The sequence below is a fragment of the Ornithinimicrobium sp. INDO-MA30-4 genome (genome assembly GCF_021535045.1).
In the GTDB taxonomy this organism is placed as follows: Bacteria; Actinomycetota; Actinomycetes; order Actinomycetales; family Dermatophilaceae; genus Ornithinicoccus.
On sequence record NZ_CP091056.1, the window covers coordinates 1,320,383 to 1,345,533 of the forward strand.

Here is a 25,151-nt window from a genome sequence, read left to right on the forward strand (position 1 = left end):
TCGGACATTCAGCCAGATAGCGTGGGGCCGTGGTCTCCTATGCCGATGACATGCAACTTGCTCACGTGCTCGCCGATGCTGTCGAGAAGTACACGACCGACAATTTCCACTCTCCTGAGTTGGAAGTGTCGCTCAAAGACGATGGATCGCTGGTAACAAACGCCGACAAGCACACTGAGCACCTGTTGCGTCGCCAATTGCTGCGGGCCCGCCCCCGGACGTTGTGCAAGGCGAAGAACTGCCCACGACCGGACACGGCGAGCGCCGCTGGATCATTGACCCTATCGACGGCACTTCCAACTACATTCGCGGGGTGCCCGTCTGGGCCACGCTCATTGCGCTGGTTGTCGATGACGAGCCAGTGTTGGGCTTGGTTTCCGCACCAGCCTTGAATCGTCGCTGGTGGGCGGCCGTCGGCAGTGGCGCATGGACTGGACGGCGGCTGTCGGGAGCCAACCAGATCAACGTCTCAGACACCTCCGTGATGGAGCACGCCTCGCTCTCCCACGCGTCGCTAGACAAGTGGTGGGACCACCCCCAGCACATCGGGTTTTTGTCGCTAGCCCAACGTTGTTGGCGCACTCGCGGGTATGGAGACTTTTGGACCCATGTCTTGGTTGCTGAAGGCGCCGTCGATATCGGGGTAGACCCCAGTCTGGCCGTGCATGACATGGCGGCGTTAGCGCCGATCGTCACCGAAGCAGGTGGCCGATTCACCGACCTAGACGGGATTGATGGCCCCTATGGCTTGAGCGCTGTCTCCACCAATGGCGTGCTGCACGAAGAGACGTTGCGCACCTTGCGCCAGCGCGCCGTCGGCTGAGACCTCCGCACATACGAAAGGCCACCACTCCGGGTCAGGAGATGGTGGCCTTCGTCGTTGGTGCGATTATTCGCTCGTCTGCGCGGCCTCTTGTGCGGCCTCTTCTGCCTGACGGCGGGTGGACGGGCTAGCGTTCTTGCCGGGGCCAACCTTGCGGGTCGCGACTTCTCGTATCGCCTTGCCTTCACTGGATTCCAAGGCCAATCGCCCGAACACTTGTTGCTCGGTGAAGGTGCGCTCGGAGCGGTCCTTGCCGATCCAGGTCACGGCCCAACCGACCAGCGTGGTCACCTGCGACTTAAAACCGATGATGTAGAAGAGGTGCACGACTAGCCACATCATCCAGGCGAGGAACCCGGTGATCCGCAGTTTGCCCACCTCAGCGATCGCCCGGAAGCGAGAGATCGTTGCCATATTGCCCTTGTCGAAATACTTAAAGGGCTTGCTGGGAGCTTCATCGCCCTTCAGCGTGCGCATGATCTGGTCAGCAGAGTGCTTGCCACCCTGGATCGCCACCTGTGCAACACCGGGAAGGTTGTCGAGCGACATCATGTCGCCAACAACGAAGATCTCGGGGTGGCCCTTGACCGTGAGGTCAGGCTCAACCGGGACTCGGCCGGCGCGGTCAACCTGAACGCCCGCTTGGTCTCCGACGATTTTACCCAACGGGCTAGCGCTCACTCCAGCAGCCCAAACCTTCGTGGCCGAATCGATGCGGTGACGGTCCTTGTTTTCGTCGAGATACTCAAGGCCCTGGCCATCAACGTCAACCACCATTGCATTCAGGCGAACATCAACGCCCAGCTTGGAGAGTTGGGAGTGCGCCTTCTCGCGCAGTTCCTCGTGGAAGGGCCCGAGGACGCTTGACGCACCGTCCAGCAGGATAATTCTGGCGTCGCCCGGATCAAAGTGTCGGAAGTCGCGCTTCAACGTCCGCTGGGCCAACTCCACCAACTGCCCGGCCATCTCAACGCCAGTCGGGCCAGCTCCGACGACAACGAAGGTCATCAGGCGGTCCAACATCTCCTGGTCACCGCGTGCTGCGGCGACCTCGGCAAGCTCGAACGCACCGTAGATACGACCACGCAGCTCAAGGGCGTCATCAATGCTCTTCATGCCAGGCGCGTTACGGGCGAAATGGTCGTTGCCAAAGTATGACTGTTGGGCGCCGGCGGCCATCAACAGGTAGTCGTAGTCGTATTCGAGTTCAACACCCAGAGTGTTGGCCGTGACACGCTTTGCCTCGATGTCGATGTCAGTCACATCGCCTAATACGACCTCGGCGTTGTCTTGCTTGGAGAATCTCGCGAGTTGCCGGGGCTACCTCGCCAGGAGAAAGAATCCCGGTGGCCACCTGGTAGAGCAGCGGCTGAAAGAGGTGATGGCTCGTCTTAGCGATCAGCGTGATGTCGACGTCGGCCTTCTTCAACTTCTTGGCAGCAAACAAGCCGCCGAAGCCGGATCCGATGATGAGGACGCGGGGTCGACTGGTGGGAGCACTCATGCTTCAAGCGTAGAGGTAGGTAGACCTAACCTGAGCCGCCAGGGTGCCTTTGGGCCTGTGAAACCTCGCACAGTGCCTATTCGGAATACCCACAGGGGTATCAATGTTGAACCGATATGATGAATCTCAACGCACTCCAGCAGCCCATGGAAGTCGGCCTCGTGCAATGGGGCCGGGACCTTGATGAGGCCCTGCAAGCCTCTGATGAGTCCGGCAAGCCTGTGTTTGCACTCTTCCAGGAAGTCCCCGGCTGCATTGGCTGCAAGCAGTTTGGCGCGGACGTGTTGTCTGATCCCACGATCGTCGCCAGCATTGAGCGCGATTTCGTGCCGCTACTGATCCACAACAACAAGCCGGGCAAGGACGCCGAGGTCTTGGCCGCATACGGCGAGCCGGCCTGGAACTTTCAGGTTGTCCGCTTCCTGAACGCTGATGGCGAAGACATCATCGAGCGTCGCGATCGCGTCTGAGAGACGAAGCCTCTCGCGCAGCGCATGGTCCGCGCCTTGAAGTCCCACGGTCAAGATGTGCCTGACCACTTGCTGCACGTCAGCGTTTAGCCCGCGGTCCAGTCAACTCCGCTTACCGGATCCTGGCGAACCGCCTTGAACCACATAGGTCACGCCTCTTGGAGACCCCGGCTTGTTCTTCAGATTGCCGACGCCCGCGTTCTCTAATCTGTCTAGTTCCATCAGAACGCGCATCTTTTGGCGCCTGGCTACCTCACGCTGACGCTGGGTAGCACGCGGTTCGCCGGGAACCTCAGGACCGAGAGATTTGAGCCGCTCCCGCAAATCCCTAGTTCGTACTTCAGTTGTCGCTGTCTTGCCTTTCGCTGTTGCGAAGACCGGACGCCCTTGCGCATCTGCCCCCGCTTGTTCAAGCTATCGGGCCGGGAAAGAGAGCGTGGAAACTGTTGAACTTCGGCATTGTGGCTCCCACCTCGGAAGAAACAAGCTGACAGGTGGACCCTAACCCGGCGCAGGCGCCACATCAAGGGCCACCTAGCAGGTATGCAAAGGCCTCCGATCCACAAGGATCGGGGGCCTTCGACGCTTGGTAGCGGGGGCAGGATTTGAACCTGCGACCTCCGGGTTATGAGCCCGGCGAGCTACCGAACTGCTCCACCCCGCGTCGGTAAGACCAGTCTACGGCATTGCAGAGGCTGCTCTGTCCTTCTGCAGACTCTGTGCGCGCAGGCATGCAAAGGCCCCCGATCCATAAGGATCGGGGGCCTTCGACGCTTGGTAGCGGGGGCAGGATTTGAACCTGCGACCTCCGGGTTATGAGCCCGGCGAGCTACCGAACTGCTCCACCCCGCGTCGGTAAACACAACTCTACGTGAGGCTAAGAGCGACACCAAATCGGCCGACTGGCTACCTCCCAGAGAGCACTGAGGGCCTCCCAGAATCCTGGAAGGCCCTTAGCGTCTATTGGGTCCTAGGTCACGGAGTAGCCGTGGCCTCTGAATCGTCGCTAGGTGCCACGCTCACCGAACCGCTTGGCGAGATCGCCACAGCACGGTTGATTGCGGCCTCTAGACGCTCCTGCGCCTCGCCATAGGCAACCAAGTCGCCCTCACGCAGCGCTGCCTGACCGTCGGCATAGGCAGTCTCAATGTCGGCCAGGGCCTCTTCGAGGTCTGCCGGCACCGGCTCATCGGCTTCGCTCGGGCTGGGACTCGGGCTGGCAGTGCTGTCGCCGCCATCGGGCACCGGCACGTCTGTGCCATCAACTGGCGTGTCTGTCCCGGTCCCTGAGTCTGGCGCCGTGGCACCAGAGTCTCCGCCGAACAACTCGTCGAGCGCGCCGTCCAAGGTGTCAGACCACGCAAGGTCGTTACCAAAGGCGACAACAACCAAACGTTGTAACGGATACGACGAACCACTACTGGCCTGGACATAAATCGGCTCGACGTAGAGCAATCCGCCACCGATCGGCAAGGTCAGCAAGTTACCCAGCTGAACTGTCGATCCTGCCTGCCGGTTCAGGCTCAAGAACTGGCTCAACGTCTGAGTGAACGCCTCTGACGTTTCGTTTGACGACTCGATCTCGTTCTGGAACTGGCCCGGACCGGTCACTGTCGTCTCACGCGGCAACTCAAGCACTCTCAGTTGCCCATACCCTCTCGAGGCGCCCCCGCTTCACTTCCGGCATCAGCATCAGCGGCCATGTAGCCAACCAAGTTTTGCCGTTCACTACCGCTAGGGATGAAGTTGGTCGTCAAAGAAAATGTCGGCTCGTCTTGGTCCGGCATGGCGATGCTCAGGTAGTACGGGGGCATGTCCTGCGGCGTTGCGCTCTCAACGCTGGGGTCTTCCGAAATGTTCCAGAAGTCCGTTCCACCGAAGAAGGCCTCAGCCGAATCGACGTGATATCGAGTCATGACCTGACGCTGGACCTTAAAGAGATCTTCTGGGTAGCGCAAGTGAGACATGAGCTCACCGTCAATGTCATCCAGCGGACGCACGGTCCCATCGAAGGCCTGTGACCATGCCATTAGCAGCGGGTCTTCCTCGTCCCAGGCATACAACTGGATGGAGCCGTCATAGGCATCCACCGTCGCCTTCACCGAGTTGCGGATGTAGTTGATGTCACCAGAGCCAATGGCCTGGATGTTGCCAGCCGAAGCCACCAGGAGTCCGCCGTGGCGTCATCCAAACCCTCCAACTGGGAGTACGGGTAGTCAGCGGAGGTCGTGTAGCCGTCGACGATCCACTGAATACGACCGTCCACCACTGCGGGGTAGGGTTTCCATCCAACTCCAACCACGGGGCCACACGCTCAACACGCTCACGTGGCTCACGGTGGTCAAGGATCCGCGACTCTTCGTTGACGCCGTCAGAAAGCAAGATCTCTAGCTCGCGGTACTTCAGCGCATACGCCATCTGTCGCGCCGTCGAGCCAACCGAAACGCCGCCGCCACCGATGTAGGTGTTACGCGTTTCACCGCTGGCACTCTGGCTGTCCGGGAAGTCCAACTCACGTGGGGTTGCCTCTTCGGGCGCTCCGACGATGGAGTAGTCGGGCGAGGATTCGCCAAAGTAGATCCGCGGCTCGTAGTCACCCAATTCACCCACTGGTGGGATGTTGCGCTCAAAGAAGATGGGCTCACCATCTGCGGTGCGACGGTTACCGTACGCAGCGACCGCACCGAATCCGTGGGTGTAGACCGTGTGGTCGTTAACCCAGTTGCGCTGCCCGTCCGGGACACCGTCAAGGTCGATCTCACGCAAAGCCACAACGGTGTCAACGCGCTCGCCATCAACGTCATAACGGTCCACGTCTAGCGCCTCGGGGAACTGGTAGTAACCACGAACACCCTGCAACTGCCGGAACGTCGGGGAGACAACCGAGGGGTCAACAATGCGGATGCCAGGGACCGTGGCCGCGTCATCGCGCAATTGCCCAGGCGAGGCTTCCGTCTCGGCTTGGAACGGGATGAATTCGGTTTCGTCCAGGTCGTATGCGGCCAGGGTCGCGTCGATGTTGCGCTGAATGTAGGGCTCTTCGAGCACTGCTTCGCTGGGTCGCACCTTGAGCGACTGCACCAATGCTGGGTAGGCGCCACCGACCAGCAGGGCGATCACGACGAGCCCAACGATGCCGATGATAGGCAGTCGCCAGGTCTTGGTCCAGATCGTGCTGATGAAGAAGATCGCCACCAGCAACGCTGCAATCGCCAACACCCCACGCGTGGGCAGCACGGCATTGACATCCGTGTAGGTCATGCCGGTGATGCGTTCGTGCCGGGCAGTGGTCAGTCCATAGCGCTCCAGCCAGAAGGACAAGGCGCGCACCAAGACCAAGGCGGCAAACAACAAGGCCAAGTGCACCCGAGCGGCCGGCGTGGTGCGCGGGCCCTCGCCCTGCAACTGGATGCCGCCGTAGATGTAGTGAGTCAGCAGAGCTGCGATCAATGCGATGCCGAGCACCAGCGTCGCAAAGCTGACCGCAAACTCAATCAACGGCAAGGTGAAGACGTAGAAGCCCACGTCAAGGCCAAACTGGGGATCAGTGACACCGAAGGGCTGCCGGTTTAGCCACAGCAGGACGGTGTCCCACTGCGCCAAGGCAGCCGTGCCAGCGAACGCGCCCAAGGCCAACGGCGTGGCGATGAACGCCAACTTGCGGACCGGCTCCAAAGCCGCACGGTAGCGGTCCAGGTTTGCCTGTTCAGGGCTGCTCGGCGCATAAATTGGCCGCTTGCGGTAGGCGAGACTCAAAGACGTCCACACCAGCAGGGCCGTGATGATTGCAGCAGCAGCAAACAGGCCGACCTGCGTCAACAGGCGAGTCGTCAGAACACTGCGGTAGCCAACTGATTCGAACCACAAGAACTCGGTCCACAACTGGGCCAACCAAGTAATGATCGCTGCAGCTGCGACGACAATCGCGATCGTCGGGCCAAGCCGGCCCCCACCACTGCGCGGCTTCGTCGGAGGACGTCGAGGCCCACCCGATCCGCCCGAGCCACTCCCCTGCGGCTGAGACGGGCCCGGCACCCCACTGGGCCCGAAGGCGTCCGTCGGGTCTTTCGCCGCGGATTCTCCTGAGTCGCTCGAGTCCTCATACGAAGCCGGGTCGAAGGGGTCCTTACCTTCATCGCCGTTCTTGTCGGGCTCTGGTCCATCCATCTGACTCACTACAGACCTGCTCCTGTGCGCTCGGGCCGACACTCCCAAACCGGGGTTATCGGGACATTGCTGAGGCCCAACTTAACCGACAGACCTGACAACCACGGTTCGGGGCACGATGCCATCCGGTGACATGATGGGAGCGTGCCTGAAATGACCCTGAAAACCCTGTTCCCGCTGACAAGCAGCCCACCCCCTGGTGGCCGCTGCCATCGACACCGAGAAGCACGTGGGCAAGGCCGGCTGGGACCAGCCCGCTCGTATGTTTGCTCTGGTCAACAACGCCTTGTTGCTCAAGAGCGAGCCGAGCATGGCTGGGCAACTCAAGGATGCAGACCCGCGCGGATTCTCTGCCATTGAGCAAGAGGGCCTGCCCAGCACCACCGACCTTGAGTCCATGTTGGGCCGAGTGGCCTGGCCTGAGGGTGTTGACGGCGTTGCCCTCACCGTTGAGCGGCTTGTCGTGCCTCCCGAAGCGGAGCGTGACTTGCCAGCCGACAAGGACAAAGCCACCGAAGCCCTCGCAGCGCACCCCAACCGGCAAGACGTCCGCCTTTTGGTCGCTGTTCTTCGGGACGGCGAATCCGTCTGCCTCTTGCGCCAGCGCCGCTACGACAGCGACGACGCCGTTGCCATTGGCAACGACATCGCCCTGGGTTTGGTGCATGCGCTCAAGGCAACGCTCAGCGAGTAGCGGCCTACGCCGGGCGCTCAGCCAGCGGTGATGTCCTCGCAGGTGGCAATATCCGCATCGGAGTCTGCGGCCCACGCCTCGACGGCGGTTTGCGCCTCGTCGAAGGTCCCCACTGCAGCAACGCTCAGACCATCTGGCACGTGGCCGATGACCTCATCACAGTTAGCAGCTGGCGCGAGGAAGTAGTCAGCGCCAGCTTCGCTTGCACCCACCAACTTTGCTGGATACCGCCGATGGGGCCGACCTCACCCGCCGAAGAAATCGTGCCGGTCCCCGCGATCTCCAACCCCCGGTCAACTCCCCTGGGGTGATCGTGTCGTAAAGGGCAAGGCTAAACATCAGCCCTGCTGAGGGACCACCGACATTGCCGGCATCAATGGTGATGTCGTATGGCACCTCAAACGTTGAAGCCAAGTAGACGCCGATGATGGTCCGTTCTGGGTCGTCCTCATCCGGCCCGGTGGGGACATCGATCGCGACCTCTTCGTCGTCGCGCAAAACGGTGACCGGCACGACGGTGCCTGGCTCGTACTCTTGCAGCGCGTCGCGCACGTCATCGGGCGTCGAGACCTCAGTGCCACCCACGCTGAGAATCACGTCATCGACCTGCACCGCATCTTCGGCTGGTGCGCCAACGATGATCTGGGCCACCACGATGTTTTCTGGGACCTCGACCCCGTCTGCTCGCAGGGCAACGACCGCGGCGCCCTCCTGAGAGACCTGCATCAACTCAACGTTTTGGTCTTTGACCTGCTGCTGCGTGGCCGAGTCGTCGAAAACTTCTTCGTAGTCTTCAGAGGCAATCGCGTCATCAAACTTCGAGAGCAAAAACTCCATCGCCGTGACGTCATACCCTGGTCCGCCATCCACAGAAACCGTCGTGAAGTCGAGACTTCCTGAGGTTTCATACGTTTCGACGCCATCGATGGTGATGATCTGCTGTCCGTTGAGTTCGCCCAACGTGTTGAACACGGGCCCAGGCCGATACAACACCTTGTCGACCGTCACCAGATTCAAAATGGAGATGACGGCAAGGACAACCACGGTGGCAACCAGCGTGGTGAGTGCCTTGGGCGACACTCGGGTATGACTGTTGCCCACCGTTGGCGCGCTGGTTTCACCTTGGGGATTGCTGCCGGTCACAGGCCAACCCACTCGCGGTCTGAGCCGTCAAACTCTTGGTTCTTCCAGATTGGCACGGTGGCCTTCAGCTCCTCAATGAGCTCTCGTGCACCGGCAAAGGCCTCTGGTCGGTGTTCAGCCGACACGGCGCAGACCACGGCCAGATCCCCCACTTGCAGCGCACCTTTGCGGTGCACCGCAGCCACCCCGCATACCCCTGGGTTGGCAGCTATCCGCTCAACGATCGCCCGCAACGGGGTCACCGCGTCAGGATGAGCCGAATAACTGAGCTCAGTCACGCCGTCGCGGCCACCATCGTGATCGCGCACGGTGCCAATGAAAGTCACCACTGCGCCAGCGCGTTGGTGCTGCACGGCAGCGATGGCGGCGTCCACCGAAAGTGGAGTGTCCAAGACGTCGGCCCAGGTATTCGGGGCTTGCGCGGTCGGATCGGGACCAGGGGTCTGCTGCTCAGTCACCAAGACATCATCACCCAGAAGGCTGAACAATTCCTTGCCGGCCCTGCCGTAGGCCCCAAAATCGGGGCCCACGTGCCTCAGGCTCGCTTGCGCCTTCGCCGCATCAACGCTGCTGTGGCCGCGACGGCAACCGCCGCGCTGGCAGCACCGGCCGCACCAATGGCGGCATCGCGGCGTTCGACGCGTCGTGACATCACCGCGTGATGACCTCGGACTGTCTCGAGCAGGATGCTCAATGCCGTCGCATTGTCATAGGCGGGGTACCACCCATGCTGGTTCAGCGTGGTTGGTGCGACCGCCCACGGGAATGACACGTAGGCCAGATCCGTGGCTGGCAAAGGGATAACGCCTAGCCGGTGCAGCCGCTCCGCCGCCCCGGTGGCTGCCGAAGCAGACATCTCGACCGGGCGCATACTCGCGATTTCTTCCACTTCGGCTTGACTCAGCGTGCCGACCGAGCCCACCCCCAGCACTCCTGGAATGTCATCGCGAATGACGACTGAAACGGCAGTCGCTAGGTCTTCAACGTGGCAGAACTGCCAAGCAGGAGCACGGCCTTTGAGCGTCAGCAGCCTTGGAGCTTCAAAGTGACGCGAAATCATCGTGTCCAGACCTTCACCGACCAAGGCAGCCGGACGCACCGACGTCACCTGCAGCCCTGGGTGGACTTGCCGGGCCAAATCAAGGACCCGCTCAACCTCAACGAGATCGGCAACGATGCCCTCGGCATCTTCAGCCAACTGCGGGCTCGCCTCATCGAGAGGCACCGGGTTGTCCTCTTTGGCCCCGTAGACCATGGCGCTCGTGATGACCACGAGATGAGACACACCGGCTGCGGCCGCGGCGGTCGTTAACGTCTGCACTTCGCGAATGAGTCGGTCACGACGGCTGCTCGACGATTCGTTGAGCGAAGACTCCAAGTCAGAGTCGTAGGCGATGTGCACCAAAGCATCGACGTCGCTGATCGCGCTCACCACGGAAGGAGACATGATGCTTGTCAATCGATACTCGACGTCACCGGCTGGACCGACTTTTTCATCCAGACCAATCACCCGGTCGCCCGCAGTCGCGAGCTCTTTGACCAGGACTGATCCGACTGCTGAGGTTGCTCTGGTGACGGCGACGCGCTGCGGACCGACGCTGCGGCGCGGCCGAGCCGAGTTTGGCTGGGAACTCACACGGGCTCCTTGTGGTTGTCTGGTGAGAGGCCCATCCTTGCAGGATCACCCGGGCAAGTGCACCACTTCATTTTGGGAAGGACCGACAAATCGTGTCGAACGCTGACGACCACTCCGATGACACCCCAGACGAGGACCCTTGCGGCGCTCTTCGGCGGCAATGTGCCACCCGAAATGCGCGAGGCGCTGCAGGCAATGGGACTAGACAAGATGGACCCGGCCATGGTCCGCCAGATGCAGGCCCAAGTGCAGGCCATGATGAGCGGCACCGATGATGGCCCGATCAATGTGGACTTGGCTCACGACACCGCTCGCGGAGCAGTGACCCAGCAGGGCGATGACGCATCCATCGGCGACAGCACCCGACGTGACGTGGCCCAGGTTGTGCATGTTGCCAACCTTTGGCTCGATGCCGTCACGGACTTCTCGCCGCCCGAAGGCAACGGCGTCGCGTTGAGCCGTGCCGAGTGGGTTGAGCAGACCCTCCCGCTGTGGCGCTCGCTGACCACTCCCGTCGCTGAGGGCGTCCGTGCTGCGCTCACCAACGCGATGTCTCAGCAGATGAAGGAATTGGGCGAGTCAGACACACCGATGAGCATTCCGGGCATGCCTGCTGGGATGAATCCTGCCGCGCTGATGGGCCAGATGGAGCCCATGATGCGCAAGATGAGCTCTGCCATGTTTGGAGCCCAAGTGGGCCAGGCCGTGGGCACGCTGGCGGGTGAAATCGTGACTGGCACCGAGGTCGGATTGCCTCTGCTACCCGGCGAGCAGGTAGCGATCCTGCCAGCCAACATCTCCAAGTTTGCCGAAGGCCTCGAGATCGATGCCGGCGAAGTCCACCTCTACCTCGGCGTGCGCGAGGCCGCTCGGGTCCGACTCTTCGCCGGAGTCCCCTGGCTGGGGCCGCAACTGTTGGCTGCGGTGCAGGATTATGCGCGGGACATCAACATCGACACCGACGCCATCGAAGAGGCGGTCCGCAGTGCGGACACAACGAACCCGCAAGCGATGCAAGAAGCCTTGAGTGGTTCGATGTTCTCCCCGGAGCCAAGTGCTGCTCAGCGGGCGGCCTTAACCCGACTGGAGACATACTTGGCTCTTGTTGAGGGCTGGGTTGATGTCGTCTCGGAGCGCGCCGCCAGCAAGCACCTGCCCCATGCTGCGGCCCTCTCAGAGGCCGTCCGGCGTCGTCGGGCCACTGGCGGGCCCGCGGAGAAGGTATTCGCATCGCTCGTGGGCTTGGAACTGCGCCCTCGCCGACTGCGCGACGCTGCCAACCTGTGGTCTGCCCTGGAAGCCGCTCATGGCTCAAACGCTCGAGACGCCGCGTGGGATCACCCCGACCTGGCGCCGACGGCCAAGGACTTGGATGACCCCTGGGCTATGTCGAAGCGCGCAACGACTCATCATCGGACGGCCAGTCGCTCGATGATGAACTAGAAGCTCTGCTCAGCAGCGCTGACGGAGCCACCTCCGACGACTCCTCAGAGGACGGCCAGACCCCGACAGAGCCAGACGAAGACGGCCCCACCCGCTAGCGCGTGAGGAAAAGCCACCCGAAATCGTGGCGGAAAGTCACCCGCTAAGGGTGACGACGGGCCCAGGTCACTCCGTTCAGGAAGGCCTGGGCTTCGTCGTACCTGGGGTGATTGCGCACCCAGGCGTAAAGTCGGGCCCGTGCCCAGAGACCAACAGATGGGCCAATTCATGAACGACGACCGCGTCGATAACCCAACTGGGCATCCCCTCCATCGCGCTGGAAATGCGAATCTCACCAGTGGCCGGTGTGCACGAACCCCAACGTTGCCCCTGGTTGGTGACCCAGGTGATGGACGCAGGCTTGGCCCGGCCCTCAAGATAGGTCTTTGACAAGGCTGTCGCGCGTGCTGGCAGGTCATCGTGCGCGAGGCGTTTGCGCTGCTCACGGCGCTGCAACTGGGCCAAGAGGTCATCGACATGGCGCTGCTCGACTGCTTCGCTCAACCCGGCAGGCATCAGCACAACAACTCGGTCTGTCTCGATGCGCGCTGAGACGCTGCGCCGTCGACGCTTGCTGCGACGGATCTCAATCTCGTCTGGCAGCCCGCGCGCCTGCACCCCATGCGCCTGCCTCGTTCCTGCATCCATATGGCAACGGTACGGGGCAGCGCTGACAAACCTGCGCACACGCCGAGCCGTCGCAAAGTGTGTGGTCAGCACCGTTACGGTCTAGGGTGTAACAGAACCTTGGGTCACCAGACCCGTTCCGCGGGCAAACATAATGTGGGCCCGACATAGACCAGGAGGTAATCCATGGCTGAGGCTATTGAAACCGGCGAGACCTACACCGGCGACTTCTACTGCGTGAAGTGCAAGGAAAAGCGCGACGCAACCGGCCGGGTCGTTGAGACCAACGGCCGACGCATGGCGAAGGGCAAGTGCCCCGTGTGCGACACCAACTTGAACCGCATTTTGGGCAAGGCCACCAGCGCCTGAAATCACAACGCAACTGCGAAGAGGGCGTCATGACCAACTGGTCAGGACGCCCTCTTCGTGTCTGTGGACAGCGCGGGCGGTCATTCGCCAAACCCTGAGATTGTGCAGCTATGTCACTTTTTGCCCAGGAGTTTCCGCCACCCGCGCCGCGGCTAGTCACTGACACACCAGCTGCATTACGTGCTCCTGGCGAAGTGCAGCTCGGCCTGGACTCCGACCGGGGCGTCGTTCTCGCGGGGCTATCTCCTGCCGAGAGTGACTGGCTGCTCAGTCTTCACCGGCGTTCGTTGCCATCGCCTCCTGGATCGCGAGCCCTGGACCGCACCGACGAGTTGGCTGCTCTCCTTCAGGCTCACGACTTGGTGCGGGGTCTCGACCTCGTCCGTGGGGATGCCCAGCCGCCCACGAGTCCCACGCGACAACTTGGGTCAGCGCCTTCGGTGGCTCTGCTGGGCCGAGGACGACTCGCCGGAATACTCAGAGCTCAAATGCATCGCAGCGGCATTCGAGTGGTTTCCGCAGACCAGAGCGGGTCTGTGGAACCGGATGTAACGGTCCTTTTGGCCTCGCCCGCCATTTCGATGCATGACGCACAAGAGTGGGCGGGGTCTGGGAACGCCCACCTTCCCGTCGTGGTGCGTTCCGGCTACGCCTGCATTGGGCCCCTCATCGTCAGTGGTATCGGGCCGTGCCTACATTGCCTTGATCTCGCTCGCACTGACCGTGACCCCGCCTGGCCCCGGGTCTTAGGGTCAATGGCTGCGCGAACGCTTGGCACGGGCCCGGCGATCCACAGTCCCGCCGCAGTTTCAAGTGCCGTCGCAGGCCTCACGACCATGGTGCTGCGCGCGCACGGGGAGGGGCTCCAGGTGCCGGTGGGGGTCGCCTGGGATCTTCGGCCGCCGAGCCCGACAGTCACCGCTCGTCGGTGGGAGCGCCATCCCCTTTGCACGATTGAGCACTAGCTGCAGCTGAGCGGCTAACTACCGCTGAGCAACATCTACAGCGATGGCGCAGCCATCACGAGCCCGATAGCACTTCGAGCACCTGAGTCCCATACATGTCGAGCTTGCGAGCGCCGACCCCAGAGATCCCCGACAGCTCTTGCAACGTGCTCGGCTCTCGCTCGGCGATCGCCGTCAGTGTGGCATCGGTGAAGACCACAAACGCTGGCAGTGAGGCTTCCTGCGCGGTAGCCAGTCGCCACGAACGCAACTTTTCGAACATTGCTTCGTCATAGGTGGGAGGGCAGTCGTCGCATCGGCCAACTTTGCGTTGGGCAGCGCTGCCCAGCAGGTTTCCGCAGATTCGGCAGACCTTGGGTGTGCGGGGCTTGCTCGCTTGGGTTTGCGCTTGGGCGCGCCTGAGCCAGTCGAGTCGGTGCCCATCGCCGCTTGACCCAGCAGGTTGGCCGCTGGAGCGAGAAACCGGGAAACCCGACGATGTGCGCGCCCACCAGAGCTTCGAGAGCCAGCCCAACTCAGTTGCAGGTGGCTTTGCGCTCGCGTGACGCCGACATACAAAGCCGACGCTCCTCAGCGACCCGTTCAGCAGTGTCTGCCATGGAGATCGGCAAGAGTCCCTCGCTGACGCCAATGATGAAGACGCGATCCCATTCCAGCCCCTTGGCTGAGTGCAAGGAGGCCAGTGTGACGCCTTCAACTGTTGGCGCGTGCTGTTCGCTTGCGCGTCGGTCCAACTCGCCGACGAACTCCCGCATTCGGGCCTCTGGCTGAGTGACCGTCAGATCGTCGGCCAGGTTCACCAGGGCTTGCAGTGACTCCCAGCGCTCTCGGGTGGCTCCACCAGATTCCGGGGCTTTGCGAGACCAGCCGTTACCGCTGAGCACGTCGCGGACTTGGTCACCCAACGTCCGACTTCCGTTGTCGGACCGCATCTGGCCGCGTAGGAGGACGAGCGCCTGGCGGACCTCGGTGCGCGAAAAGAACCGCTCGCCGCCTCTGACCAAGTAAGGAACGTTCGCTGAGGCCAACGCGCTCTCGATTGCCTCGGATTGGCCATTCGTGCGAAAGAGCACAGCCATCGAGCGAGGATGCTCGCCAGCATCAATGGCTGCCTTGATGGCGTTTGCTACCCCGTGGGCCTCAGCCTCGTCGCTGTCGAAGGTGCGCAGCTCTGGTTTGGGGCCGGTATCGCGCTGTGACTGCAGTTGGACGCTGCCTTGCGGCAGGACGGCGTTGGCGACATTGATGACCTGCGGGGTGGACCGATAGTTGCGCACTAGTCGGACCACTGAGGCGTCACGATGTCGCTTGGCGAAGGTCTCCAAATGCGTGGCGGAGGCCCCGGTGAAGGAGTAGATCGTCTGGGCTGGGTCGCCAACAACACAGATGTCCTGGCGATCCCCCAACCACAGGTCGAGCAGTTGCTGCTGCAACGGGTTGACGTCCTGGTATTCATCGACGACGAAGTGTCGGTATTGCTGGCGGATCGCCGAAGCAACCTGCGGGTGCTCAGCAAGGATCCCCACCATGGTGAGCAAGACATCCTCAAAGTCGATCACGTGGCGCTCGGCCTTGATCTCCTCATAGGCCTCCATCAACCGCGCCATCGCGGTGCCATCTAGGCCTGCTGGTTGACGTGACTCTTGCTTGGCGATCGCGGGATAGCGCTCGGCCGTGATCATGCTGACCTTTGCCCACTCGACCTCGGAGGCGACATCACGCAAGCCGGTGCGGTCGAGTCCTAGGCGCAGTCGCCCTGCGGCCTCCGCAATCGCAGAAACTTTGTGCGGCAAGATCTCTGGTGGCGGGCCACCAACCGCCTGTGGCCAAAAGAACTGCAACTGCCTCAAGGCGGCCGCGTGGAACGTTCGCGCTTGCACGCCGGGGACCCCCAACCCACGCAGGCGAGTCCGCATTTCACCCGCTGCACGGGCAGTGAAGGTGACCGCAAGCACCTGGGGCGCCTTCAGCGAGCCCGACCACACGCCATACGCAATGCGGTGGGTGATCGCACGGGTCTTGCCGGTTCCGGCACCGGCCAAGACCACCATCGGGCCCAGCGGTTTGTTCGCAACAGCTAATTGCTCGGGGTCTAGGCCCTCAAGGATGTCATCTGCACTGGTGGGAAGGGCTTGGTTCACTGCGCTGCTTGCCCCCGGAAGTTGCTGTGCTCAACTTGCTGCTCCAACTCGCCGCCGTACCACTGCTCGACAAGGCGACGGGCGATCGAGACTCGGGGCGGCAAAGCCACTCGGCCTGTGTGCACTGCCCACGCCAACTCACCCTTGCTAAACCACGCCGCTTCAACGATCTCCGCAGGGTCAAGAGTTAGCTCGCTCGTTTTGGCCTTGGCGGTGAATCCGACCATCAGGGATGCCGGGAAAGGCCACGGCTGGTTGCCCCGGTACAGAACGTCAGTCACCTCCACTCCGACCTCTTCAAAGACTTCACGAGCCACCGCGCTTTCGAGTGACTCTCCTGCTTCAACAAAACCAGCCAGCACTGACATACGTCCTTCTGGCCAGTGCGGGCCACGCCCTAGCAACAACCGATCTTCATCATCGGTGACCGCCATGATGACGGCAGGCTCGGTGCGGGGTGGTGTTCTGAACCATCCACCTCGCAGGCACGGACCCAGCCGCCTTCGGCGACCGTGGTTTCCGACCCACAGCGCGGGCAGCAGGTATGGCGTTCGTGCCAGTTGGCCAATGCGACGCCGGTGGTGAAGACCCCAGCGTCGATGTCGCCCAAGTCGACGCCGGCCTCGCGCAGGAAAGCCATCCTTTTGCATTGGAATCGGGCCGACCGCGATCCCCTTCGGCTCGCACGACCACGACGTAGTCGCGCTGCTCCGAGTCACGCCCGATGTAGAGCGCCAATCGCTTGCTGTCTGCCATTTCGCCTGGTCGCGGGACCAGGCGCAACTGTCCGTCGACTCGGCAGGTGCGCATTTTTGATTCGACGAGGTCGTAGATGCGGGTTTCAGACTTCCCCAGCGCCCGCTTGATGACGTCAATATCGCGTCGGGCGTTTCCGCCCCGGTCGAGCGCTCCGCGGAGAGTGCAAGGTCAAGAAGGGTCTCCGGCAAAATACTCACCTCCCTGTAGGCGGCGGTGCGACGACGTGCGGCCTCGCCTACCTCAATTACGTGCCGTTCGGGCATACGGTGATCGTGTGACCCACAGCGACCTCGCCCTCGCAGGAATCGCCTGTGCCGCCGTCCCAGGGATGCAACCGGTCTCGGTGCAAGAGTGGCGGCGTCCCGAGGCGACAGACCCTGCTCCTGCCCAACGTGCCCTCATTGAGGACGCCACTGGTCGGCGATGGGTTGTCATCGTGCCCCGGACTGTGGCTGGCGCTGCGGAGTTGGAGCGTAACGATGCCCTCACTCGGCAATTGGGCAAGCACCTGCCCTTCAAGGTGCCGGTCGCCACTGGGTTTGCTGGCGTGGGGCCTGCCGGGCGAGCTGCGGTCTTCCCGTATGTCGAGGGCTCGGCCATCAACTTTCACCGCATCCCAGCGGGACCGGGGCTCAGCAGCGCCATTGGGCGGGCCTTGGCCGCGGTGCACAACATGCCGTCGGACTTCTTTGATGAGTTTGGCGTGCCGACATTTGACGCCGAAAGCCACCGCCAGCGCCGCTTAGCCGACTTGGACCGCGCCGCCGAAACGGGCCTGGTCCCGGGTGAGTTGCTGAGTCGTTGGGAGTTGGCCTTCGACACCGCCTCGCTCTGGCGGTTTGCTGTCACTCCGGTGCACGGATCATTGAATGGCTGGTCGTTCTTGGTTGCGTTCTCCGACGATGAAGCAGCGACGGCTCGCGTCGTTGCCCTGACCTCATGGGAGCAGGCCTGCGTCAGCGACCCGGCCGACGACTTTGCCATGCTGGTCAAACAAGCCACGCCAGCAGCGGTAGACAGTGTGCTGGAGAGCTACACCCTGGCTCGTGCCAACCGGCCCGATCGCAACCTGTTGATCAGGGCCCGTCTCGCGTCCGAAATGAGCATGCTGCGGGGCTTGGCGGCCGCCGTGAGCGCTGACGATCAAGACTTGGTGGACGCCCGCGTGGATGAGTTGCGCAAACTGAGTCGCCTTACCTCCGCTGATGACCCCTTGGTCCCAGACGCAGCCCCCGTGTTGCCCACGCCTGCTACAGCTGAGGTTGCGCAGACCGACGACCAGGCTGAGGGCTCTGATGGAGCCCACGCACTTCGTTCAGTGCCGCCCTTCCCTCCGGCGACGCCGACAGTGCCGAGCGCGCTCCATCGAGCCAGGATCGAGTCAACGATGCGGCGGACAGTTTCGTGGACGCCGAGGCCGATTACTCAACCGACGCCGTTGAACCCGCAAGCAACGCAGTCGGCTCGGATGGGTTCGGCGCTTCGGCCAACGACGCCGAAGTTGACGATGACGGCGACGATGTCGCTGTCGATGTCGATGTCGATGTCGATGTCGATGAGGGCGACCTACCCGAGGATATCGACGCCCACGACTTGGACAGGGAGGAGCCGGTCGATAGCGACGAGTCGGACGCCGATACAGATGTGACAACCGAGATCCCGGTGCTGTCACCTACCCCGGCTCCAACGGCACCAGATGACGAAGACTCAACCACCGTCATCAAAGCTGTGGCCTGGCCACCGCCCGCCCAAAGCGAGGTCTCGACGGAGCACGAGGTGGCTGCTGATGACGAGGTCGCTGACGACGACGAGGCTGGCGACGGCACACCTGGTGACGAGTTGCCGGGTGACGAGATAGCTGACCAAGATGTGCCCGCTGAAGACGAGCGCCCCGAGCCGGACTACCGCTCCGAAGCTAACGCCCTCAACATTCCACCGCCCGAGCACACCGACGAAACGGGCGCCGTAGAGCCTCCCTTCGACGCCTCGGCGCCGATGGGACGCGAGGCCAGTGACTCGCAGGAGTCCAGCGATCCGCTGGATGAGGCCAGCCTCGAGCCCCGCGGGGATGCAGTAAAGAGACCGAACGCATCCGAGACTTGTATGGGATGACTTTGGACGATGAAGAGGTCGAAGACTCACCCAGGTGAGCCTCCAACCACTACCCGTTCAGCCCGCCGTCGACCTTTCGCTGGCCAGCATTGACTCCAACTCTGCAGCAGAGGGCAATTCGGGGCGCACAGTCTGCCCACTAGAGGCGTAGAAAAACGCCGCGTCAACCTGATCTTCGTCAAGCCCCTGCAGACGTGCGTAAGCCAGCCGATAGATCGCCAGTTGGAGCGCTTTGGTCTGCAGATCGTCAGCATCGACCGGCGGGCGACCGGTCTTCCAGTCCACAACGGTAAAACCGCCTTCAGGTCGAGGGAACACCGCGTCAATGCGACCGCGGATCGGGGTGCCTCCAACCGTGGTCTCGATGGCCACTTCAATATCCTTGGGCTCCGGCTTGCCCACTCGCTTGCGAGGAAGTTTGCCTGCAACTTTTCCATGCCGTTGGCATCCACCTCATCGGCACTTCCTGGCAGCTCATCGAGGTCTACCAGAGCAGCACGGGCGTACTGCTGCTCAACCCAGGCGTGAAATCTCGTCCCCAGGTCAGCTTGTGGAGCCGGCGCTGAAGGCATCGGGCGACGCTGCTCTCGCTCAAACTGCTCCCGGTCAGCCAGCAGCCGAATCACTGAAGACGTCGACAGATGGGACGGCCGAGACGCTGGAGCAGAATTAGCCTCGCGCAGGGCTTGTCGTTCAGCAATGAGCATTTGAGCGTGCTCGGAGTCGGGGTGATCAGTGGGCGCAAAGACTCCGATGGATGGCTGATCAGGTCGCAAGGCACGCACCTCGCGAATCGCTTGGCTCACCTCAGCCACGCTTCGCCGTCTCGCGCTGGGCTCAACCGGCCACTCCGCCTCGTTCTCAATAGCGTCCAAGGGGTTTTGGGCGTCTTCTTCTTGCGGAGTCTCAGCCCAGCCAACGATGTCTATTGGCGGATGAGTCACCGGACCTACCTGCGGATCGTCCCCGGTTAGCTCAGTGATGAACTGGCCGGGCTTGCGCGGGGCTTTGCCGTCCATCCAGACCGGCGTTGTGAGGAACAACTGGTGTTTGGCACGGGTAAATGCCACGTAGGCGAGGCGACGCTCCTCGGCCAGTTTGTGGTCTCGCCCGTCGATACCGAACTGCTTGAACGCCTGGCCCATTCGGCCGTGTCCTGCGCATCGGACCAGTCCAACTGCGGCAGACCATCGCGGTCGCCGCGCAGCGAAACGGCAAAGCGGCATAGCCGGAAAGCCAACCCTTGTCGGCGTGCGCAAGGTAGCCCCACTCGCCACCCTCAAACTTGCCAATGCCACGCAAACTGGGGAAAACACCCTCAGTCAGACCCGGGATGGCGACGTAATCCCATTCCAAGCCCTTAGCAGCGTGCACCGTCAGCACTTGCACTGAGCCTGCAGCAACGGCAACTTCTGCCAACTCGGGCATCTCGACCGCTTCCAGGCCACGCTCATGCTTGCGTGCGGCCTCCAGCCAGTCGAGAAATCCGCCGAGAGTTGGGCGCTCTGCGGCGCCAGCAAACTGCGCTGCGACATCCGTGAGTGCATCAAGATGCGCGCGTGCCCAGGTTTCCCCACCGGCAACCGTAATCCCTGGGTCAGCCGCCACTTCGATGTCGAGGCCCAAGGCTCGCTCGGCCTCGATGATGAGGTCTGGCAGGGGCAGCCCAACAGCCGCGCGAACTCGACGCACCACAGCAGACAACTCACGAACCCGAGTCAGTCCACTGTCGGTCATGCTTCGACCTGACGGCGAGACCCAGCCGGTCGGGGGTGGCGCGTCGATGGCCTCCCCAACGTCGCTGGCTCGTCGTGTCCGTCAACGAGGTGGTTGGCCCACGCCCACAGGACCTCGAGGTCTGCTGCGCCGAGCCTGGTCACCGGTCCTGACAGGAGTCGAATGATCTGGTCCCCTCGTCCAGGGTTTTGCACGGCCCACAAGAGGCCGACAAGATCAACCAACTCGGGACGGTTGAGCAGCCCTCCTAGGCCAACAACTTCGACCGGCAAGTTTCGGGCCCGCAGAGCGAGAACAACGCGATCAAACTGCGACCGTTTACGGCACAAGACAGCAGCACTGACCGGATTGTTCGCGTCGCGTCCCGCGAATCGCTGGCTGATCCAGTCGGCAATTGCGTCAGCTTCGGCTAGGTGATCGGACACTTTGGCGACAGCAACATGTCCCTGACCGGCCATGGGCGATGCCCGTAGAGTTGGAACCTCAATGCGGCTCTGCGCCACCAATGGCGCTGCAATGTGATTTGCAGCGGCCAGCACGGCACTGTCGTTGCGCCAAGAAATGCTCAACGGAAGCACCTTGGCATACCGGCCGTCATTGCTAAAGACCTGAGGGAAGCGACTCAGTGTCGTGGCACTGGCACCTCGCCACCCATAAATTGATTGGTGCGGGTCGCCAACGGCCGTTACCGGCACGTCGTGCCCGGCAAACAAGTTCTTTAGGAGGACCATCTGTGCCTCTGAAGTGTCCTGAAACTCATCCAGCAACACCACGCGATAGCGGGTCCGCTCAGCCTCCCCGACAGCGGACACGTCACGAGCCAACTCAGCAGCGATGGCCACCTGATCGGCAAAATCGAGGGACACCCGCTCACGCTTCAGCCGCGCGAAAGCCTGGATCAGCGGCAGAACTTGCCGCTTGCCGATCATCTCGGCGCTCTTTTTTGGCCGAGGGATTTATCCGTCTTGCCAGGTGGCACCGCAGCTAACTGGTCGGCAGCGCTGCTCAACCACTCCATGATCGACTCGGCGTCTTGCAGGTGCTCGGCCATTTCTCCTGAGAGCCGCAAGACTGCTTCCACGATCGTGCTGTCGGCCCCAGTCACCTGCGACATTTCACCCGTGTATGAGTGAACGACTTCGTGCGCAAGTTGCCACGAGGCCGCCTCGGACAGCAGTCGCGACCCAGGCTCAATGCCCTTGCGCAGGCCGTGCTCACTCACCAGCCGACCCGCATACGCGTGGTAGGTGGACACCACTGGCGCGACTCCCACGATGTCCAAGTCCTCGTGGTCAATCACGCCGTCAAGGGCCCGAAGTTTGCTCGTCAGTCGGGTTGCCAACTCCAAGGCGGCTTTCCGGGTGAAAGTCAGGCCAAGGATCTGATCTGGACGAACTAGCCCATTGGCAACCAACCAAAGAACGCGCGATGCCATCGTTTCGGTCTTGCCCGAACCCGCCCCAGCGACCACAAGGGTCGACTCCAGAGGCCCCTCGATGATGGCTTGTTGCTCGGGTGTCGGCGGAGGCGACCCTAGGGCCTTCGCGATGTCCAGCGCAGACCATGTGACCGTCGGAGGCACCGTTGTGCTTGTCTCCAGGCTCATTCTCGATCCCCTTCAGGTTGGGCTGGGCAGGCTAACCGCACTGGGCAGGTGTTGCAGTGAGAGCCGACTTTGGCCAGAAAGCGATCCCCAGCCATACCGTCGGCAGTGTCCCGGACCAGATTCTCTGCCCAGTCCGGCTCGTCGTCCATCGAAAGGGCGACTTGCGGTTGCGATAACGCTTTGATGCGCGTGCCACCGATTTGCACGAGTGCAGATCCCGCGGACATTGGTTCGGCTCCGGTTTCGTCGCGAAACGCTCCATGCTCCAAAGCGACTTGATAAGCCCCCAATTGCGGGTGGCGCAGCAGATCGACCTTAGAAGGCGCCGAGGCCCCAGTTTTGAGGTCAATCACGACGAAACCGCCGTCAGCATCACGCTCTATGCGGTCGACTTGCCCGCTCAAGCGAGCCCTGCCGACATCGGCCCTTCCAGAAATCTCGACCGCTACCAGTTGGCGGGCATTGCTGTCTCGATAGCCGACATATCGCCTCAGCATGTCTTCGGCTTGACGGTAGCCTCTGGCCGAAACCCAAGAACAAGCGCAATTCACTCCACCGCTTTGACAGGGTCTCGTTGAACTCCGCGATCGAGCCTTGCGGGCTATCGGCCACGATGGAGTGGACCAAGGTGCCGCGAGCCGCACTCAAAGCGCCTTCGGCATCGCCGCCATGCGCTTTCAGCAACCAACGCAATGAGCATTGGTTGAACTCTTCGATTTTTGACGGCGAGACCTTTACTTGTCCCTCTGGGATTCGCGGGGTGGTTGAGGAGGGCACCCGGGCGTCCCACCATTGATCCACGTCCGCGCCACCGACGCCGCGCTGAGCCAGCCAGTCCAGCAAATCAGCATGCTGATCGCGGGTCTGAATCTGACCGGCTTGGTGGGCCGTCACAAGCCCCGGCGGGTGCTGGCGACCAAAGTGCGTAGCGTCGGGGCCGCGGGCACACTCTGCACTTCGCTGGGGTTGAACTCTGGGACGACAAGGTTCATGAACGCCGAGGGCTGCTCGTCTGTGCTGGTCACGGCGGTCACGAGGAGTCGCGAGGTCGCTCGACTCACCGCGACGTAAAACTGACGCAGCTCATCTGAACGCACTTGGCTCTGCGCTGCTCGAACCCCCTCGACTCCGGCAATAGGGCGACCGCGCATCACTTCAACCAGGGATTGCGCTCCAGCAAAGTGTCTCGCAGCCGCAGATCGGGCCAGACCCCTCCTGCAGCCCAACCACCGCGACAAAGCCCACTCCCGACCGGCCGCGGTAAATGGTGTCAACACCTCAACGGCATCTCTGGACTGCTCGCGGGCGACCAAAGTGTCCGGGGCTAGGTCTTGCGAAGCCATGTGATTTAGAAAGGAGCGAGGCTCGGTGCGGCGCAAACGTGAAGTGAAATCCTCTGCCGCTCCAAACAGGACGAGCACCGCGTCGAGAGCGCGATCTGCACGCAGGCCAGCCGCGCCACCAGCCAGCGCTTGGGCCTCCCACCCAGCAGCTAGACCCGACCTGCTCCAGATCTCCCACAGCAACTGATGAGCGTTCAAGCCACGCTTCTGGGCGCCGAACGCCGTGACTTTAAGGCTTCGCTGGCGCCACTGAGGACGTGGGCGACGCGGCGTACAGGCTCGAGGTCTGCGTCATCGGCAACCTCGGGATCACGCAACCACTGTGGCTCTAGCAAAGCAGCACGGATGAGCTCATCACTGGTCGGCAAGACTTCATCACCAGCTGGAACGACCTCGTCTGCTCCTGCACGTTCAGAGCGTGCGAACGCCGAGGCGATCGGAGTCATCTCTTCGGCCCCTCTGGCACGTAGAGCGCGCCGTAGTCGACGCAGTTGCACCGGGTCTGCCCCTCCCAGTGGCGAGGTCACAAGCTCCACCGCTTCATCGACGCTCAGGGCTGGTGCCAGACCATCCGCGATGCGTAGCACCACCTGAAATGCCATCAGGAGTGGTCGAGTTGCCGGATCTTGCCGCAGCGGGACACCGGGACGGGTCATCGCAACGGGCACCGAAGCCCCGGCAAACGCCCGCCGGATCGCTTCGTGCTGCGAACCGGAGCGAGCAATAACAGCCATCTGAGACCACGGAATGCCCTCGGTGAGGTGCGCCCGCCGCATAGCTTGGGCCACGTAAGCGGCCTCCTGAGCAGCGGTATGCAGCGCGACGGCCGAAATCATTGCCATGGGCTCTGCGGTGTTGGGCTCGGCCGCCACCGGCGCAACATCGCGTTGCCGGGACTCTCCGCTCACACCGATGCGCGCCGAAACCCGGGACATAACATCAGTCATTTGGCGGGGGTATCGATGACTTTGGGTCATGACCAGCGCTGCTCGCTCAGACCGCACGGACGCGCGATGGAGATCGTCAGCCAGCGCACGGAACCTCTCGGGTGCGGCTCCTCGAAACCCCTGCACGACAGCATCGCCGTCACCGAGGAAAACCACGCTCATACCGGCGTGGTGCAGAGCCTGGATCAGGCGCGCAGCCGATGCCGTCAACTCTTGCGCATCATCGACCACCAACAGAGAAAGTGAGCCAGCGATCTTGCGGTGCAGCTCAGAGTTGTCCTCCAGCGCCTGGGCAGCCGCTACCCCGATCCAGGCAGGGTCGAAAGAGCCAGGCGAGGCCAGTGCCGTCACCGAGTCGTACTCATCGAGCACTTCCGAAGCAGCGACCCAGACCTCACGGTTGTGCACGCGCCCCAGGCGCGCCAACTCATCGCCGGAGACCCCCAGCTCCACCGCTCGCATCAACAGGTCACGCAGCTGGTCTCTAAAGCCTTGGGTCGCCAAGGCTCCTTCAACGTCGCTCGGCCACAGCGGACCCTCGACCTCTCCCGATGCGTGGCCGACCAAGAGATCGCGCAGAATGCCGTCCTGCTCGGGCCCAGTCATCAGGCGGGGCTCCGCCTCGC

General features: G+C 62.4%; 24 protein-coding genes, 2 tRNA genes and 6 pseudogenes. 9 read left to right on the plus strand and 23 right to left on the minus strand.

Translation table 11 applies throughout. The features are described 5' to 3' along the window. Positions 1 to 50 precede the first annotated feature (50 nt). A pseudogene (locus L0A91_RS07585) lies at positions 51 to 823 on the plus strand (inositol monophosphatase family protein). A gap of 66 nt (positions 824 to 889) precedes the next feature. Here the strand turns inward: L0A91_RS07585 and L0A91_RS07590 are convergent. Further along, entirely contained in the window at positions 890 to 2,086 is a 1,197-nt protein-coding gene (locus tag L0A91_RS07590; RefSeq protein ID WP_311198113.1) for an NAD(P)/FAD-dependent oxidoreductase, read from the minus strand. After that, positions 2,079 to 2,327, minus strand: coding sequence for an FAD-dependent oxidoreductase (locus tag L0A91_RS18815; RefSeq protein WP_311198114.1), 249 nt, complete (start codon positions 2,325 to 2,327; stop codon positions 2,079 to 2,081). Before L0A91_RS18815 ends, L0A91_RS07590 begins: the two co-directional genes overlap by 8 nt. Positions 2,328 to 2,443: 116 nt before the next feature. Between L0A91_RS18815 and L0A91_RS07595 the strand changes: the two genes are divergently transcribed. After that, positions 2,444 to 2,797: a thioredoxin family protein gene (locus L0A91_RS07595; RefSeq protein ID WP_235246462.1), complete on the plus strand. Its 354-nt coding sequence runs from the start codon at positions 2,444 to 2,446 to the stop codon at positions 2,795 to 2,797. A 587-nt stretch (positions 2,798 to 3,384) separates the two neighbouring features. Here the strand turns inward: L0A91_RS07595 and L0A91_RS07600 are convergent. The 5 genes and pseudogenes from L0A91_RS07600 to L0A91_RS18830 form a co-directional block, all read right to left on the minus strand. Next, positions 3,385 to 3,461, minus strand: a tRNA-Met gene (locus L0A91_RS07600). A 111-nt stretch (positions 3,462 to 3,572) separates the two neighbouring features. After that, positions 3,573 to 3,649, minus strand: a tRNA-Met gene (locus tag L0A91_RS07605). A gap of 123 nt (positions 3,650 to 3,772) precedes the next feature. Beyond that, the gene (locus L0A91_RS18820) at positions 3,773 to 4,426 is read right to left on the minus strand and encodes a hypothetical protein (RefSeq protein ID WP_235246463.1); all 654 of its coding nucleotides are present in this window, start codon (positions 4,424 to 4,426) and stop codon (positions 3,773 to 3,775) included. 11 nt (positions 4,427 to 4,437) lie between these two features. Next, positions 4,438 to 4,962 (minus strand): UPF0182 family protein, encoded by a 525-nt coding sequence (locus tag L0A91_RS18825; protein ID WP_311198115.1) that lies wholly within the window; start codon positions 4,960 to 4,962, stop codon positions 4,438 to 4,440. After that, positions 4,896 to 6,964 (minus strand): annotated as a pseudogene (locus L0A91_RS18830) (UPF0182 family protein). Before L0A91_RS18830 ends, L0A91_RS18825 begins: the two are co-directional and overlap by 67 nt. Before the next feature lie 199 nt (positions 6,965 to 7,163). Here L0A91_RS18830 and L0A91_RS07620 point away from each other — a divergent pair. Then, on the plus strand, positions 7,164 to 7,658 hold the full coding sequence (locus L0A91_RS07620) for a PPA1309 family protein (RefSeq protein WP_235246465.1): 495 nt from the start codon (positions 7,164 to 7,166) through the stop codon (positions 7,656 to 7,658). Between the two features lie 17 nt (positions 7,659 to 7,675). On the opposite strand, the gene L0A91_RS07625 is transcribed toward L0A91_RS07620, so the two are convergent. The 4 genes from L0A91_RS07625 to L0A91_RS07640 are packed head-to-tail and all read right to left on the minus strand — an operon-like array spanning position 7,676 to position 10,437. Next, positions 7,676 to 7,870, minus strand: a complete 195-nt coding sequence (locus L0A91_RS07625) for a hypothetical protein (RefSeq protein ID WP_235246467.1) — start codon at positions 7,868 to 7,870, stop codon at positions 7,676 to 7,678. Further along, complete coding sequence (locus tag L0A91_RS07630; protein WP_235246469.1) at positions 7,845 to 8,801, minus strand: PDZ domain-containing protein; 957 nt, start codon at positions 8,799 to 8,801, stop codon at positions 7,845 to 7,847. The genes L0A91_RS07625 and L0A91_RS07630 overlap by 26 nt, the downstream gene beginning before the upstream one ends. Then, a complete protein-coding gene (locus tag L0A91_RS07635; protein WP_235246470.1) occupies positions 8,798 to 9,331 on the minus strand; it encodes a molybdenum cofactor biosynthesis protein MoaE in 534 nt (177 codons plus the stop codon). Before L0A91_RS07635 ends, L0A91_RS07630 begins: the two co-directional genes overlap by 4 nt. Positions 9,332 to 9,336: 5 nt before the next feature. Beyond that, on the minus strand, positions 9,337 to 10,437 hold the full coding sequence (locus tag L0A91_RS07640) for an NAD-dependent epimerase/dehydratase family protein (RefSeq protein WP_235246471.1): 1,101 nt from the start codon (positions 10,435 to 10,437) through the stop codon (positions 9,337 to 9,339). A 117-nt stretch (positions 10,438 to 10,554) separates the two neighbouring features. Here L0A91_RS07640 and L0A91_RS07645 point away from each other — a divergent pair, with 117 nt between their 5' ends. Beyond that, positions 10,555 to 11,880 (plus strand): zinc-dependent metalloprotease, encoded by a 1,326-nt coding sequence (locus tag L0A91_RS07645; protein ID WP_235246472.1) that lies wholly within the window; start codon positions 10,555 to 10,557, stop codon positions 11,878 to 11,880. A 174-nt stretch (positions 11,881 to 12,054) separates the two neighbouring features. Here L0A91_RS07645 and L0A91_RS07650 read toward each other — a convergent pair whose 3' ends face one another. Continuing rightward, positions 12,055 to 12,567 (minus strand): M48 family metallopeptidase, encoded by a 513-nt coding sequence (locus L0A91_RS07650; RefSeq protein WP_235246473.1) that lies wholly within the window; start codon positions 12,565 to 12,567, stop codon positions 12,055 to 12,057. A gap of 165 nt (positions 12,568 to 12,732) precedes the next feature. Between L0A91_RS07650 and L0A91_RS07655 the strand changes: the two genes are divergently transcribed. Beyond that, a complete protein-coding gene (locus L0A91_RS07655; RefSeq protein ID WP_220122994.1) occupies positions 12,733 to 12,915 on the plus strand; it encodes a DUF5679 domain-containing protein in 183 nt (60 codons plus the stop codon). Positions 12,916 to 13,935: 1,020 nt separating this feature from the next. Here L0A91_RS07655 and L0A91_RS07660 read toward each other — a convergent pair. From L0A91_RS07660 to L0A91_RS07670, 3 genes and pseudogenes are all read right to left on the minus strand, one after another. Beyond that, positions 13,936 to 15,931: pseudogene (locus L0A91_RS07660) on the minus strand (ATP-dependent DNA helicase UvrD2). 86 nt (positions 15,932 to 16,017) lie between these two features. Then, positions 16,018 to 16,455 (minus strand): NAD(+) diphosphatase, encoded by a 438-nt coding sequence (nudC, locus tag L0A91_RS07665; protein ID WP_235246474.1) that lies wholly within the window; start codon positions 16,453 to 16,455, stop codon positions 16,018 to 16,020. Further along, positions 16,419 to 16,661 (minus strand): NADH pyrophosphatase zinc ribbon domain-containing protein, encoded by a 243-nt coding sequence (locus tag L0A91_RS07670; protein ID WP_235246475.1) that lies wholly within the window; start codon positions 16,659 to 16,661, stop codon positions 16,419 to 16,421. The genes nudC and L0A91_RS07670 overlap by 37 nt, the downstream gene beginning before the upstream one ends. Before the next feature lie 393 nt (positions 16,662 to 17,054). Here L0A91_RS07670 and L0A91_RS07675 point away from each other — a divergent pair, with 393 nt between their 5' ends. Then, positions 17,055 to 18,428, plus strand: coding sequence for a phosphotransferase (locus tag L0A91_RS07675; RefSeq protein WP_235246478.1), 1,374 nt, complete (start codon positions 17,055 to 17,057; stop codon positions 18,426 to 18,428). After that, entirely contained in the window at positions 18,425 to 18,892 is a 468-nt protein-coding gene (locus tag L0A91_RS07680; RefSeq protein WP_235246479.1) for a hypothetical protein, read from the plus strand. Before L0A91_RS07675 ends, L0A91_RS07680 begins: the two co-directional genes overlap by 4 nt. Positions 18,893 to 18,949: 57 nt before the next feature. Here L0A91_RS07680 and L0A91_RS07685 read toward each other — a convergent pair whose 3' ends face one another. After that, positions 18,950 to 19,264, minus strand: a complete 315-nt coding sequence (locus L0A91_RS07685; protein ID WP_235246481.1) for a PD-(D/E)XK nuclease family protein — start codon at positions 19,262 to 19,264, stop codon at positions 18,950 to 18,952. Between the two features lie 178 nt (positions 19,265 to 19,442). Between L0A91_RS07685 and L0A91_RS17390 the strand changes: the two genes are divergently transcribed. After that, entirely contained in the window at positions 19,443 to 19,565 is a 123-nt protein-coding gene (locus L0A91_RS17390) for a hypothetical protein (protein WP_260115325.1), read from the plus strand. Positions 19,566 to 19,578: 13 nt separating this feature from the next. Then, entirely contained in the window at positions 19,579 to 19,866 is a 288-nt protein-coding gene (locus tag L0A91_RS07690; RefSeq protein ID WP_235246482.1) for a hypothetical protein, read from the plus strand. Positions 19,867 to 19,956: 90 nt separating this feature from the next. Here L0A91_RS07690 and L0A91_RS18840 read toward each other — a convergent pair. From L0A91_RS18840 to L0A91_RS07725, 7 genes and pseudogenes are all read right to left on the minus strand, one after another. After that, positions 19,957 to 20,118, minus strand: a pseudogene (locus L0A91_RS18840) (hypothetical protein); the annotation flags it as partial. A 124-nt stretch (positions 20,119 to 20,242) separates the two neighbouring features. Next, positions 20,243 to 20,629: pseudogene (locus L0A91_RS18845) on the minus strand (ATP-dependent helicase); the annotation flags it as partial. Continuing rightward, positions 20,626 to 21,558: a UvrD-helicase domain-containing protein gene (locus L0A91_RS07705; protein ID WP_235246483.1), complete on the minus strand. Its 933-nt coding sequence runs from the start codon at positions 21,556 to 21,558 to the stop codon at positions 20,626 to 20,628. The gene L0A91_RS07705 and the pseudogene L0A91_RS18845, both read right to left, overlap by 4 nt. Then, complete coding sequence (locus L0A91_RS07710) at positions 21,555 to 22,235, minus strand: UvrD-helicase domain-containing protein (RefSeq protein WP_235246485.1); 681 nt, start codon at positions 22,233 to 22,235, stop codon at positions 21,555 to 21,557. The genes L0A91_RS07705 and L0A91_RS07710 overlap by 4 nt, the downstream gene beginning before the upstream one ends. Further along, positions 22,232 to 23,129, minus strand: a pseudogene (locus L0A91_RS19805) (RecB family exonuclease). Before L0A91_RS19805 ends, L0A91_RS07710 begins: the two are co-directional and overlap by 4 nt. Beyond that, positions 23,126 to 23,776: a hypothetical protein gene (locus L0A91_RS07720; RefSeq protein ID WP_235246488.1), complete on the minus strand. Its 651-nt coding sequence runs from the start codon at positions 23,774 to 23,776 to the stop codon at positions 23,126 to 23,128. The pseudogene L0A91_RS19805 and the gene L0A91_RS07720 overlap by 4 nt, the downstream one beginning before the upstream one ends. Continuing rightward, positions 23,773 to 25,131, minus strand: coding sequence for a UvrD-helicase domain-containing protein (locus L0A91_RS07725; RefSeq protein WP_235246489.1), 1,359 nt, complete (start codon positions 25,129 to 25,131; stop codon positions 23,773 to 23,775). The genes L0A91_RS07720 and L0A91_RS07725 overlap by 4 nt, the downstream gene beginning before the upstream one ends. Positions 25,132 to 25,151 lie beyond the last annotated feature (20 nt).